Origin of the sequence: Streptomyces changchenzhani, assembly GCF_039766235.1 — a bacterium.
Lineage (GTDB): Bacteria > Actinomycetota > Actinomycetes > Streptomycetales > Streptomycetaceae > Streptomyces.
Genome location: NZ_JBDHNH010000023.1, coordinates 1 through 13,130, shown reverse-complemented (window position 1 = coordinate 13,130; position 13,130 = coordinate 1). Strand labels below are relative to the sequence as shown.

The following is a 13,130-nucleotide window of genomic DNA, read 5'->3' as shown; positions in this document are numbered from 1 at the left end:
GCGGCGTACGGCATCGTATCCGCCGAGCAGCGAACACCCCTTTCCTTTCACGCAAGTTGGGACATGGTGACGGCTGTTCCACCGGCCGCGGACGGAGCCGCCGGACTCTCCGTGCGCATTCCGCACTGCTGCGGGGAGGGTGTCGCCGCGGTTGCTGCACTCTGGCTGTGCGGGGGACAGCACGGGGACCCGGCCCGCCGCTCGCAGCCGGGTCCCCGTAGCTCGCACCACGGCGTACGCCTCGGCCCGGCGCTCCTGCTCGGCGAGGCGGTCCGCCCGCACCGGGGGCACCGTCGCAGGCCACGGGATCATGTGCTGGCCTCCCGGGTCCGGGGCAGCGCGTCGGCGTGCACGGTCCACACGCGGTAGTGGAATTCCTCGCCCCCGTCCATCTGCTGGTCCCGCACTCCGTCCCAGACCTCCTGGAGCAGTGCGCCCAGGGCGGGGTCGGCCGTATGCGCGGACCGGTCGCGGGCCTCGCGCGAGGCAAGGCCGCTGAGGTCCATCGGGCGGTCGCCCACGATCAGATGGACCGTCTCGGGGCGGGGACCCTGCTCGGGTACGTCCGGAGGCCAGTACACCCGCACGGGGGCGGTCACGCGGTCGGTGTGAGGCTCCGTCCGGTAGCCGCTGGGCTGGTCGTTGGTCACCAGCGCCGTGCGGCCGCTCAGTCCGACGCCGATCACCCAGAAGTACAGCGGTGTGCCGGAGCGGTTGTTCACCGTGGCCCGGTAGAGGTCACCGTCGTACAGGCTCTCGCCCATGGGCTTGAGCGCGCGCCAGTCACCGTTCCCGGTGGGTCGCCGGGCCTCGAACAGGACGTCCAGTCCGGCGTCGAGGCGGCTGGAGTCCCTGGGGTCGCGCAGCCACCGTACGCGTTCGCCCCTGGCCAGCTCGTCCAGGAGCGCCGTCAGCCTGGAGGCGTCGGCGTACGCCGGATCGGTCGGCCTGCGCGCGGGCTGCCCCTGACGGTTCAGCACCTCGGGCCTGCCGTCGCGGACCCGTACGACGGCGAAGGCTTTGTCCGCCTCGCTTGTCTCCGCCAGGCGTGGAGAGCGGGCGAGTTCCTTGCGCAGTGCGTCGGCGAACGAGCCGGCGGCGTCGATCAGCACCTGCCGGCGGTCGTGCACCCGTATGGCGAGCGCGTACGAGCCGGGCGGCACCACCGCGCTCGACAACTCGTCCGCCTGCGGCGGCGGAACCGCGGCGAGCGTCACGCGCAGCACCGCGTCGCCCACATGCATCTCGTCCACGGTCGCCGGCACGGACCTCTCCCGGCCCTCGTTCCGCGCAGTGTCGTCGGGGAACACCATCCTGACTTCGTCCTCGGGGCCGAGCCCGAACAGGGCACCGCCCGGGACCCGGAACCGGCCCTCCCGCCGCAGCAGGGGAAGCCGTTCCGGCTCGGCGGGCTCCTCCAGGGAGAACGGCAGCCGCCCCGAGGGCCCGCCCGCGTCGGGCCGCTGAAGTACCTGCTGCTGCTTGATCCGGTCACGAGCCCGGGCCATCAGCACCGACCAGGGGACACGACGGCCCGCGGTGGCGTCGAGCAGGTCGGCGAGGGCCGCGGTGAACACCCCCTGCCGGCCGGCCCCGGGGCGGAGTTCAGTCTCGTACGCCGAGCCGTGCTGCTCGCACGCCGTCAGCCGTACAACGTTCGGCACCAGCGAGTCGTCGGGGGCGGCCAGGAGTGCGGCGCGGGCGAGGGCCGCGTCCGGGGGGACGCGTGGCAGCCGTACGGACTTCAGCGCCCACAGGCCCGATTCGTACGCCGCCTCCCGTACCGCTCCGCCCGAGTGACAGGAGTCGAGGACACAAGTGACGTTGGGCGTGACCGCGGTGAGCGCGCGCACGGCGGCGGTGAGCTCCTCCGCGAGGTAGCCACGGAAGTCGGTGGAGGTGCTCTCGCCCATGTCGACGGGCACCAGGTACTGCAGTCCGTCCGACAGCCCGCCGTGCCCCGAGTAGTAGACGACCACTCCGTCACCCGGGCGGACGGCACCCCGCAGCCGGGCCAGGGCCTCTCTGATGCCCTCGTAGCGGGCCCGCTCCTCCGTACGGACATCCAGGTCGGTGAAGCCGCGATCCGTAAGGACGCGGCGCATCAGCTCGACATCGGCGTGCACGCCGGTCAGACCGTAGGTCTGGGCGCCGATCAGTACAGCTCTCAAGGTCATCTCATACCCCCACATGGATGAAGGGCGCCCAGTAATACGGGTGCCGGTCGGTCGCGGCCGGGCGCCACACCGGTTCGATGTCCCGGGACTGGCCGGGGTACTCGCCGGGGGCCCATGAGCGGGCCCGGGTACGCGGACCCGGGTCGACTCCGGTCCGGTGGGCGAGGAGGCGGAACTCCTCGTCCCGTTCGGCGCCGGACAAGGCGCGCACCTCGCGCTGTGCCACGGCCAGCGCGGCGCCGACGTGAGCGGCCGGGTCGTGGACGAGGTGCCGGTACATCCTGGTGATCACCAGGCAACCGACGCTGTCGTGCACCGGCCAGAGCGAAACCACCGCGTGCCGGGCACCGGTGATCAGGGCAGCCCGGGTCAGCCCCAGGACATCGCCGCCCGCGGTGGCCCTGCCGCGCCCGGTGTCGCAGGCGGAGAGCACGAGCAGTTGTGGAGCGTGGGCGGCGGTCAGCAGGTCGGCGAGGCCGAGGGAGTCGTCGCCGGCCAGCGGCAACCGGCTGCGGTTCGGGGCGAGTTCGTCGACCAGGCCATGAGCGGCCAGGTGCAGCACGTCGTGGCCGGGCGCTGCCTCCAACACCTCGGCGCGAGTCGCCCCGGCACCGGTCAGCAGCCGGCTGCGGGGCAGCAGCCGGGCGATCTCGGCGGTCTCGACGGCGGTGCCCGGAAGCTCCGGCAGCCTGCAGCGCGGATCGCTCGCGGGGGCACCCACCAAGAGGGCCCCGAGTTCGGTCCACGGCCGGTCCGGTTGCTGCGAGCGGCGCCGCGTGAGCCCGGCGGCGGCGGGCAGGTACGACACTTCGTGGGTGGCGCCGAGGACGTCGCCGCTCCAGGGCAGCGCGTGGAACGGCAGCAGGGCGAGCGTCGCGGGCGGCACCACGATCACCCGCCGGCACTCCCGGAGCGGCGCCGCGAAGGGCCGCAGCAGCCACTCGGCGAGTTGGCGCCCGTCGGCTTCCGCGAGACCGCTGCCCATTGCCGCGGCGCACCAGTCGCGGAAGCGGCGGGCGGTCGCCACCACGTGGTGGGCGAGCTTCCTGTGGTCGGGCGGGCTCGTCACGTGTTCGACCAGCAGCCTCTCGCGGGTCATGGCCCAGCCGACCAGCGAGTCGTCGAAGAGGTGGTAGGCGAGCAGCACGGTGCCCGGGGGCAGCGCCTCGGCAACGGCTGCCGCGTCCGGCAGCACGTCGCCGCCGACGGCGGTGAGCGCGGCCGGAACCCGCCGCCGTACCACCGTCTCGGCGGCGCCCAGCGCCTGATCCGCCGCCTCGATGCGCATACGCCGCTCGGTCACCTTCGGCTCCGCACCCTCGGACAGCCGTTCTCCGGTCTCCGCCGCCCGGTCACCGCGCGGACCGACCGCCCGGTCACCGCGCGGACCGACGACAGGGTCACCGCGCGGACCGACCGCCTCACGGCGGATGGCGCCTACATGCTCCTCGAACTCCGCGGCCCAGCGGACCTCGGCTGCCAACCAGCTCCTGACGGCCGTACGGTCCTCCCGGTCCGTTCCCGCGGCGTCGAGGGCGCAGACGGCGCTGAGGAACCCCGCCCGGCCGCGCTCGGCCTGTGTGAAGGCGGCGGCTGCCGCGTCCCCGCCGCCGGACAGCAACAAGGAGAGGGTGGCTGCATGGTGGAGCCCGGCCGGCACCGGGTCGTCGGCGAAGGAGGCGCGCAGCGTGTCCCTGGCCAGCCTGAGACGGTGTTCCTCGTACGCGGCGAGCCCACGCAGCGCCTGATCGGCGGCGTCGCCGTAGGCGCCCTCGGCCAGAGCCAGGTCGGCGTGGAGGGCGGCGAGTTCCCACGAGTGGTCCTCGTCGGGGCCGACGGCGCCGTCGGCCCCGATGAGCGGCACATGCCTGCGCGCCCGCTCGGGCCGGCCCAGCCGTACCCAGAGGTTGGCCGCCTGAACGGCGGAGAGCCGTGGCTCGACCGCTCCGGCCTCGGCGCGGGCCGCTTTCCACTGGCCCAGATCGGCGAGGGCGGCGCAGCGCACGACGCTGCGGAAGACCTCGTGCGGGATCTGCCCGGCCCTGACGATCGCCTCGTCGGCAAGGAGGTCCGCCTCCTCCTCCAGCCCCGCCGAACGGGCCCGTCGGGAACGGAACAGGGCCTCCTGGGCCGGGCAGGCAGCCAGATCGGAACGGAGGCCGTCGAGGACCTCCGTCAACGGCCCGTCCGCGAGGGAACCGGTGCCCGCCACCAGGAGTCCGCCGATGCCGAGTGCGCGTTCGATGCGTGAGCGCGCGGCGGCCATCAGATCGGGATCCCGCAGGGCGGAGGCCTGGTTGTGGAAGATCTGGGCGCCCTGGATGACACCGAGACAGTGTGTGAGGTCGGGCGGCTCACCCAGGTCGGGGCGGCGCCGGATCCGTTCGAGGTGGTCTCGCTGCTCCAGGTCGGTGACAACGACGACGGCCAGCCGGTGCCGCGCCTCCGCATAGACGCTGGCCATCGGCAGGGCCTCCGGGTCTCCGGGGCCACCGTCCCGGTCCGGGGTCAGTAACCGGGCCAGCGACGTGGCACGGCCGCTGCGCACGACATGCCCCTGCGCGCTCCAGGACTCCGCCCGGTCCTGGACGAGCCGGGCCAGTCCCCGCGCCCACGACGTGCTGCCGACCGTTCTGGCCCAGCCCACCACGGTCGCTGCGACTTCGGTCTCCGCCCCGGACTCGGTGTCGGACTCGGTGTCGGACTCGGTGTCGGACTCGGTATCGGCGGCGATCAGGTCCAGAACCTGATGGACCCGGAGCAGCGCGGCGCAGGCTCCGTCGCCGGCCGCCACTGCCGCTGTGAGTGCCGCCGCCACGGTTGCGCGGCATGCCTCCGCCTCGCCGTGGAGTCGGTGGACGTGCGCGATACGCAGCAGCGCCGCGGCTCGTCCGCGCTGCGAGCCCGCCGCGCGGTAGGCGGCTTCCGCCAGTTCGTACCGTTCGGCGGCCCGGGTCAGCTCCGGCGGGGTCGGTGGGACGGCGCATTGTTCCGCCGTGCCCGGAGGGCCAAGTTCCCAGTCGCCCCTGAGGAGTTCGGCCAGACCGGTCGAGGCGGGACGCCGGGAGGCGTGCCGGAGTCCAGCGTGCAGCAGCGGGACGGCCGCCCGCCGATCGCCTGCCCGGACGCGCAGATCCGCGGCGAGCAGGAGATGGCAGGCCGCGGCCTCCTCGTGGCCGGCCTCGGCAATCGGCTCGTACAGGCCGTCGTACCAATTCAGCGGCTCGTCGATGCCCTCCGAGACGTCCCACTCCGCACCCTCGGTCCGCGCTCCGTAGCGGGACGCGCGCTCACGCGCGGCCTCGGCGGTCATCGCGTGTCCCAGTGTCATCCGCGCGGAGAGGAGGACGGGAATGAACTGTCCGGCGAGGTGCGCGCACAGCCGCAGCCGCTCGTCGGCGACGACGGGCCCGGATCCCACGGTTCCGGCCTCGGCCTCGGCCTCGGCCTGCAACGGTGCGAGGCACCCGCCGGGGTGCCAGTTGGAGTCCATGGCGAGCGCGGCGACCCGCATCGCGCGGGTAAGTGCCTGCGATGGTGCGTGGCCGTGGGAGGTCGAGGAGCGGGCGCCGACGGCAGCGGGCGGCAGCCCGTCCAGGACGGCCAGGGCTCTCTTGGGTTCCCCGGCGGCGAGCGCGGCCGCCGCCGCGAGCCAGGTGTCGAAGTGCTCGCGGTCGTCGCCGTCGGATGCGCCCAGCGCGCCGGCCACGCGGTCGCTGCCCCCGTGCTCGGTCCACGTTGCGGCGGGATCGACACCTCGCTGCTCGGTGAGCAGCAGTGCGGCCAGCCGATCGATGCGTAATCCGTCCCCCGTGCCTCCTGCGGCCCCGCCCCTCATGATCTTGGCCATGGTTCCCCCCTCCCCCAATTCCCCGCCAATGCGCCCCCGGACGCCGACGGTAACGGCAAATAACAGGAATGCGCCATGCCTGTTTTACCGGAATCAAGAACAGGCAATTACCGATCCGCCATCCGGTCGATTACGAACAATTCTTAGCAAGTCGACAGGGGAGCAAAACGGGTTGATCAGCGGCAGACATCACATCAACCGTGTGAAATAAAAGCTTCACGCCCACGGCTTTCCGACCATCACAGAATTTCGCTCTGCCATGGGTACCACAGGCTGTCCGGACCGATTCCGCACTACGACTGGTTTTCCGCATGCCCCGATGATTCTCGGTGCGCGTTCGCGACGACGGCACCGTCGGAGCGACCGGCCACTCCGAAATAGACCCGACACGCCATCAACCAGAACGCCTCGCGCACGAGTTGCGGCATCTGGCAAGTCATCCGCGCTGCGCCCGGCACGCCCGGAATGCTGTGCCGCCTTACGGACGCGGCAGGAGAGGGCGACAAGGGCGAGTTGCTCTACGAGCCGACAGCGGCCTGTCGCGGCGTACAGCGGGTCGGACGCGCTCACCGCTCCCCCCGAACGTGGAAGCCTTGGCCGCGGCCGCTCGCGGAACGGACCGACCGCTGACTCACACGGGCCGGGAACGGGAACCGGAGTAGGGCGGCTGAACCGCACCGACCCGGTCCAGCCGTTACCACCGGGCCCGCCCCGGGCCCGGCGCGGTCATCGTTTGTATGGCCCCCCGCCCGGGGAGTCGGGCCTCGTACCGCCCGGTACTCCGTCGGCCGGGCCGCTGCCCTGCCCCACGGGCGCCGGGACATCCTCCGCCTCCTCCGTCTCCGCCTCCGTCTCCTCACCGAACACTGCGGGCGGATGCGTAGCCACTGGCCCCCCGGACTGCGGCGGCACGACCGGCTCCGGAGTGCCCTGCTGCGTACCCTCACCGCCAGGCAGGATGTCGTTGCCGGACGGATCGTCCGCCGGCACCGGGTCCAGGGCGGTTACGGCTTCGTCGGGCACGGCCTCGGCAGGTGCGGCATCCTGCGTCGCACTCGGTACGACGCAGGGCTCCGGTGCCGGCTCGGGCACAGCGAGCCGTACCTCCAATCGGAGGGCGTCGTGCCCTGCGGACTCCGCCGCATCGCGCACTTTCGGTTCCACGTCGGAAGCAGTGTGGACGACGACGACGGCTCCTTGGCTGCCGTCTTCCCCGGAGAGCGGTTCGACAATCGGGATCGCGAGGTGGTCGGCCACCTCGGGGTCGTAGGCGATGCGCACCAGGACCTCGACCTCGGCCACGTGGAGCGAGACCGCCGCCGGGTCGGGGAATCCCCTTCTCGTCGTGAGGGTCCGCAGCAACGGCTGAGCGGGACCGAGGACAGACCGCACCTGTGTGGCGCCCGGATGCCCGAGCCCCGTCAGGCATCGCTCCAGGAACCCCGTCAGCTCCTCGCACACCTGGCTGGTGGAGCGCAAGGGACCCTGTACTACGACACGTTCGAATCTCACAGCTGCTTCCCGCCATTCTGATATGCCTCTACATAGCTACCGCCGCTGCGTAGGAGGTCGCCCTCGACGTCCTGGATCTGGTCCAGTGCCGCGCCCAACTGCGCCATGTCGATCACTGGGGACTCATCGGCGAGAGCTCCGGCGAGGACCATGACGTGCCGCAGCGCCCGGCCCGACAACCCCTCGGTTCGCCCGACCAGTTCGCGCCACGCTCCGTCCCCGTCTTGGGCGGACGCGAGCGCCGCACCGACGTCGTAGGCGACGGCGAGGGCACCGAGCGAGTCCCGCAGGATGCTGGAGCGGGCCTCGGCGTCGGGCAACGGGATCTTGACGGCGAAGTCGACGCGCTCCCGCACCGCCCGGTCCAGCGAACGCGGTGTGTTCGTCGTCAGCACGAACATCACCCGAGGGCACTCCTCCACGCACCGGTCGAGGGACTCCATGAACGCGTTCACCTGGAACAGGGCGTCCACAGGGTTGGATTCGAGACTGATCGCCGAGCGATCGGTGCCCAGCGTCTCCACCTCGTCCAGAAGCACGAACAACGGAACGTCCGACTGCGCGGTCTCCCTGATGCGGGAGAACGCCTGGATCACACGCTGTTGGCCGCCCCCGCGCACGCCGCTGAACAACGCGTGGGTGTTGACGTGCAGAAAAGCCATCGGCGCCGTCGGGGAGGTCGCCGCGAACGCCGCGGGCAGGCCACGCGCCAGGCTGGTCTTACCGCACCCCGGCGGCCCGTACAGCAGCACGCTGCGCCGCAGCCCCAACGCCTGGCTCGGAACCTTCGACAGCCGGCTGAGGGTGCGCGTGTACGACAGGAGGAGAGCCTTGATGCCGGCCGGCAGGCACACCGCGTCCCAGGAGCTCTGCAGACGTTCGCGCGCCTCGGGCAGCCAGGACACGACAAGCAGTTCGGTGTCTGCCTCCGTCATGCGACCTCTCCCAGATCCGCGTCGTCGGCATCCGTACTCAGACCGTTCAACAGCCCGTCGGCCACTTTCTCCGCGAGGTACGGCGTGCTTGCGAGTTCCGTGTGTGCGGCGCGCAGGTCCTTCTCCACGCGGCCGCACAGCTCCGCCAGGTCGTCGGTCTCCTCGACACTCAACTCGTGCCGCTCTCCGTGCAGCAGGTAGTTCACCCGCATGTCGTCCTCCCCCGGTTTTTCGCCTGAGTACGTGTCAGGACCACGTGAACATGCGGGACTGCACGGCGGCCGTGTCGATCACATCGCCCACATCGCGCTGCGTCAGATGGTCCACGCTGCCAAGCTCGGTGGTGTCCCAACCCCCGACGTCCGGCGCTCCGTCCGCGAGCGAGACGACCACCCGGTACTTGCACCCCGGGTATCTCCCCAGTGAACTGGTCGCCGTCTTCACCCGGTCGATGTCGGTACGGTGCCGCTCGTTGGTCTCGGAGGTGTACACGATGTTCAGATCCGTACGGCACCGGACCACATGGGTCACCGGATCGAAGACCTCCAGATACGCCGCTTCGAGCTTGCGCATGGCGAGCCAGGCCCTCAGACCCTTCTCGATGGTGGGCTGGATCTCCGCGAGTTCGGTGACGTTCAGCCCTGCATCGGACACCACCTCGTAGAAAATGCGTACGATTTCATTCGCGGAATAGACGTTCGCGCGGGCAACAACATTGATATTGGTCCGCACATGGACACCGACCACCGTCATAGCAATCCCCCCGTCACGCATAAAGAACGACAGCGAATCCGCACGACAAGACTCTCCGGAGGCCGCTCCCCCAAACGCCCTTTCCCTCGCCCCTGACAGGACGGCGCCCACCGGTGTTCCATTGAAAACCCTGCGGCCGCCGAATTCTCCGCCCGTTTCAGGTACTACCTCATACACAGTCACTCGCGCCCATTCGCACTACACCGTTGGACGTAACGGCGTCGGACGCCTTCTCAGAAAGGGACATGAACCGATCAGGGTCTGGCAGCAGTCACCTGTTGCGTTCCCAGAAAGTGGTCGGACCGATCAGGACCGGAGGATCTGTCCGCCGAGTTCGGTTCGTGACACGGCGGTGAACCCTCGTACAGCCAATAGATATTTTCCTACGGAAAACTCGTATCAGGCTCTTGGACGTTGGGGCCGGCCAGGAGGGACTGATGTCATGATTCGGTCGTTCGTGGTGTGTGAGCACTCGGCCGCGGATGGTGAACGCCGGCTTGCGGGAGCTGATCACTCCGTTGTTGCCGCCTCGGCCGGCCACTGACCAGCTGTGCCTGCCGAGCCTCCAGACACCAGCGCCCGCCTGAGCCCCGATCCGGTACCCTATGGATCGAGCGCTCCTGGCGGGCGCTGCGGCGTGTCGCGCGGTCTACTTGCGCCTCGTCACCGCAGCGACATGATCCAGATTGCTCAGGGCTTGACCGGGAGACCAGGGCACGACCTGTTCACGAGTTCCGTTCAAGGTTTCGTACAAGCCCCGCCTCCGTGCCTCCGTGGGCCTTGCGTATAACTGCAAAACCGCAGGTCAGGCTATGTGTAAAACGGATCCCCGAAACGCCCCTCCTCGTTTTCGGGAACGCGGCAGGCGTCTCCGCAGCTCAGCGGGCTAACCTCGAAATTTCGTGATTGGCCGTCAGCTTTGGTTGGCGGCCAGTTCCCGTTCAAGGCCGTGGTGTGGACAGCCTGGTGGCCCGAGTGTCGCGTCGGGTGGGCGCCGGTTTCCACGGTTCCGGTCGGTGGTGCTGGTGCTCGAAGGGGCGGGTTGGTGCTGGTCAAGTGGGGTTCGGGAGGGCGTCGAGCCGGTGGGTCGCGCCGGTGATCACGTCGGTCCAGGGCCAGTGCCGGGCGAAGCGCAGGTGCTGTCTGCGGGCGGTGGTGACGAGCTGGGCGGCGGCGGAGAACAGGCGTAGCCGCAGGCGGCGGGGCTCCCAGAGCCGGGGTTTGCCGGTCAGCGCGAGCATCGGCAGCCAGGCCAGCAGGTCGAGCGCGAGGGAAACGATATCCAGCCAGATCCGGTTCTGCGCGGCATCGTGAAGGGGCCTGGACCGCCGTCGAGTTCGGCGGTCCAGGCCCCTTCACGGATCTCCCCGCCGGGCTCGATCGCGGGCGTCCAAGCGGAGGCAGGGACCTTCAGCACGGCCCGATGGATCTGCTCGGTGATGGTCATCCCGACCGAATACGACAGCCACCGTCCTCGTTTCGAGAGCCAGGCGAGGAACTCATGGGTACCGCCCGCGGAGTCGGTACGGATCAGTGTGCTGCGTCCCCGCCGATACTTCTTGGGGAGCTGGGCCAGGGCGAGTTGTGTGGCGGTGACGTGGTCGGCGGCGGTGTTGGAGCCTGCGTTCCCCGGCCTCAGCAGAGCGGCCACCGGCTCTCCGGTGCCGCCGCTGCCGTGGTCGACGAAGCCCATCAGTGGGTGGTGGCCGAAGGTCTTCTTCCAGGTCGCGGCCGCATCCTGCTTCTCAGAGTGCGCCAGCACCAGCACTCCGTCCAGGTCCACGATCACCTGCCCCGAGGCGTCCGGTGCTGAGGTGCGGGCCAACTTCCATACGTGTTCACGTACTCCGGCCCGCGCGGAGCGGATCGCGTCCAGAGCCCTTGGTCCGGAAGCGGCGAGAGTATCGACGAGACGCGAGACGGTCGGGTCGGAGGCCACCGGACCAAACACGGCCGGCTCGGCCCGCAGTACGCCGACATCGGCCAGGCAGTCCCCGCCAAGAGCGACCGCCATGGCCACATCCAGCAGGATCTTGCCCGGATCATGCACCGCCCTCGGCCGCCGCCACGGAGCCAACGCCGCCGATATCGCCGTGTCCAGGCCGGTCTTGCGGACGGTCTCGACCAGCAGCACCCCGCCGGCCTGTGAAACCACCCCATGACCGCCGCCCTCGATGCGGACACGCGGATAGGACCCGATACGCTTCTTCACCTGAGGAGTGCTTCTTTCCACGCGACGACACGGACCCTAGACAAGTCCCATCGTTGCAGGTCAGGAGCACTCTTCGCGTTTCCGATCACGCATCGGACAACCCACCTCGTGAAAGCCCGAGGCTAACGCCCGTGGCTGCGATTCCGTGTTTGCGTTCACTTGTTGAGGAGGCGGCCTGCCGTGAAGACGTGTTGGATTCGGCGGAGGGCGTCCAACTCGGTCAGGGGGTTGCCGTCGATGACGATGAGGTCGGCGCGCATGCCGGAGGCCAGGGTGCCGGTGTCGTTCAGCCCAAGGGCATGGGCGGAGTTGGTAGTAGCCATGTCAAGGATTTCGGTATGGCTGAAACCAAGGGAGGCGAAAAATTCGAGCATACCGACGTAGTCGCCGAACCGGGCTCCCGGCACGCCGGCGTCCGTGCCGGCGATAAACCGGACACCGGCCTGCCGCATGTCCAGAATGGTCTCGGCCATCGCGTCCGCCCGTTCGGGGCCCATCTGCTCGAGGAACAGCCGCCAGTCCCCGGATATGCAGCGGCAGACAGCTATGTCGTTCTCGACGATTCGGCGGGTGATCTTCGGGTCGTAGGTGATGCCCGTGGCAGTGCGCCAGGAACAGTGCTCGAGAGTCCGGACACCGGCTGCCACGCTGTGGGTAATGGCGTCGGTACCGTGTGCGTGGGCGGCCACCCCCAGGCCATGGCGGGCGGCTTCTTCGACGATCAGGCGCAGTTGGCCGGGAGTGAACTGCGACTCATACATGCGCGGGCCACTCGGTGTGAGGGCGCCACCGGAGGCCATCACCTTGATCAGATCGGCTCCGGCCGCTGCGTTGCGGGCGATCTGTGAGCGAATGTCGTCGTCGTCGGTGACTTCACCGCCGAGGAATCCGCAATGGCCACCGTGCGAGGTCAACGGCGCGGTCGCGGCGAGGATACGCGGCCCGACCGCCGTCCCGGACTCGATGGATGTACGCAAGGTCACGGTGAGCGCGTCGCGGTCACCGAGATCCCGTACGGTCGTCACCCCGGCGGCCAGCATCAGCTCGGCGCGGCCGGCCATGGCGGCTGCGAGCTCGCCCGGGTCGGCGTGGGTCACAGCGTGGATCGGGTCGGGACCCGCGTCGAAAGCGAGGTGGACATGGCAATCGATCAGCCCGGGCATCACCGTCGCCCCAGGGCACCGCAGCCGAGACACGCTCGCATCCACCAAGGTGTCCAACTCGGCCGCGGTACCAACAGCGGTGATCACGCCGGCGTCCACGAGCACCGCACCATCGTCGATCACCTGACCTGCGGGCCCGGTAATGACGTGGTCAGCGGTAATCAGTATCTTGTTCACGATTGCCTTTCGCGTAGGAATGGGATATCGCGATGAGTTCACGGGCATCGGCGGCCAAGTCGTCGCCGGAGGGGAACGCGATTCGTACGGCGGACAACGTGGTATGGGGGTCCTCAGTGGCCGGCTTCAGCGCCAGCGCCTCGGTAATGTACCGAGCGAGTTGATCGGCCGGGCTGTGGGCGAGATCGGCGTTGGGTGCGACCTGCGTCAGGTAGGGACTCAGGCGCACCAGTCCGTCGCGGCATTCGATGTGCCGGCGATAGAACCGCTCGTGGGTACGGCGAATCCGGAAGCGATTCCATCTGGAACTGGACGATTTCCGGTTCAGGACGAGCTCCGGGTAGGCGGCGC

Annotated in this window: 8 protein-coding genes and 1 pseudogene; all 9 read right to left on the bottom strand. The window is 69.8% G+C overall.

Translation table 11 applies throughout. The features are described from left to right. Nucleotides 1–308: 308 nt before the first annotated feature. Nucleotides 309–2,171: a caspase family protein gene (locus ABCR94_RS38005; protein WP_347125984.1), complete on the bottom strand. Its 1,863-nt coding sequence runs from the start codon at nt 2,169–2,171 to the stop codon at nt 309–311. A gap of 7 nt (nt 2,172–2,178) precedes the next feature. Then, the gene (locus ABCR94_RS38000; protein ID WP_347125982.1) at nt 2,179–6,027 is read right to left on the bottom strand and encodes a CHAT domain-containing protein; all 3,849 of its coding nucleotides are present in this window, start codon (nt 6,025–6,027) and stop codon (nt 2,179–2,181) included. A 726-nt stretch (nt 6,028–6,753) separates the two neighbouring features. After that, entirely contained in the window at nt 6,754–7,506 is a 753-nt protein-coding gene (locus ABCR94_RS37995; protein WP_347125980.1) for a hypothetical protein, read from the bottom strand. A 29-nt stretch (nt 7,507–7,535) separates the two neighbouring features. Beyond that, the gene (locus ABCR94_RS37990; protein WP_347125979.1) at nt 7,536–8,474 is read right to left on the bottom strand and encodes an AAA family ATPase; all 939 of its coding nucleotides are present in this window, start codon (nt 8,472–8,474) and stop codon (nt 7,536–7,538) included. After that, on the bottom strand, nt 8,471–8,686 hold the full coding sequence (locus ABCR94_RS37985; RefSeq protein ID WP_347125977.1) for a hypothetical protein: 216 nt from the start codon (nt 8,684–8,686) through the stop codon (nt 8,471–8,473). The genes ABCR94_RS37990 and ABCR94_RS37985 overlap by 4 nt, the downstream gene beginning before the upstream one ends. A gap of 34 nt (nt 8,687–8,720) precedes the next feature. After that, nucleotides 8,721–9,227, bottom strand: a complete 507-nt coding sequence (locus ABCR94_RS37980; RefSeq protein WP_347125975.1) for a hypothetical protein — start codon at nt 9,225–9,227, stop codon at nt 8,721–8,723. Between the two features lie 1,052 nt (nt 9,228–10,279). Then, a pseudogene (locus ABCR94_RS37975) lies at nt 10,280–11,439 on the bottom strand (IS1380 family transposase). A 155-nt stretch (nt 11,440–11,594) separates the two neighbouring features. Further along, nucleotides 11,595–12,827: an amidohydrolase family protein gene (locus ABCR94_RS37970; RefSeq protein WP_347125974.1), complete on the bottom strand. Its 1,233-nt coding sequence runs from the start codon at nt 12,825–12,827 to the stop codon at nt 11,595–11,597. After that, the coding region (locus ABCR94_RS37965) for a DUF6545 domain-containing protein (protein WP_347125972.1) at nt 12,754–13,130 on the bottom strand (377 nt) is incomplete at its 5' end. The genes ABCR94_RS37965 and ABCR94_RS37970, both read right to left, overlap by 74 nt.

Bases quoted from the DNA above. Each gene is read 5' to 3' on its own strand.
- ABCR94_RS37970 (WP_347125974.1), bottom strand. From the start codon at position 12,827: ATGCCCGTGAACTCATCGCGATATCCCATTCCTACGCGAAAGGCAATC.
- ABCR94_RS37985 (WP_347125977.1), bottom strand. From the start codon at position 8,686: ATGCGGGTGAACTACCTGCTGCACGGAGAGCGGCACGAGTTGAGTGTC.
- ABCR94_RS38000 (WP_347125982.1), bottom strand. From the start codon at position 6,027: ATGGCCAAGATCATGAGGGGCGGGGCCGCAGGAGGCACGGGGGACGGA.
- ABCR94_RS37990 (WP_347125979.1), bottom strand. From the start codon at position 8,474: ATGACGGAGGCAGACACCGAACTGCTTGTCGTGTCCTGGCTGCCCGAG.
- ABCR94_RS37980 (WP_347125975.1), bottom strand. From the start codon at position 9,227: ATGACGGTGGTCGGTGTCCATGTGCGGACCAATATCAATGTTGTTGCC.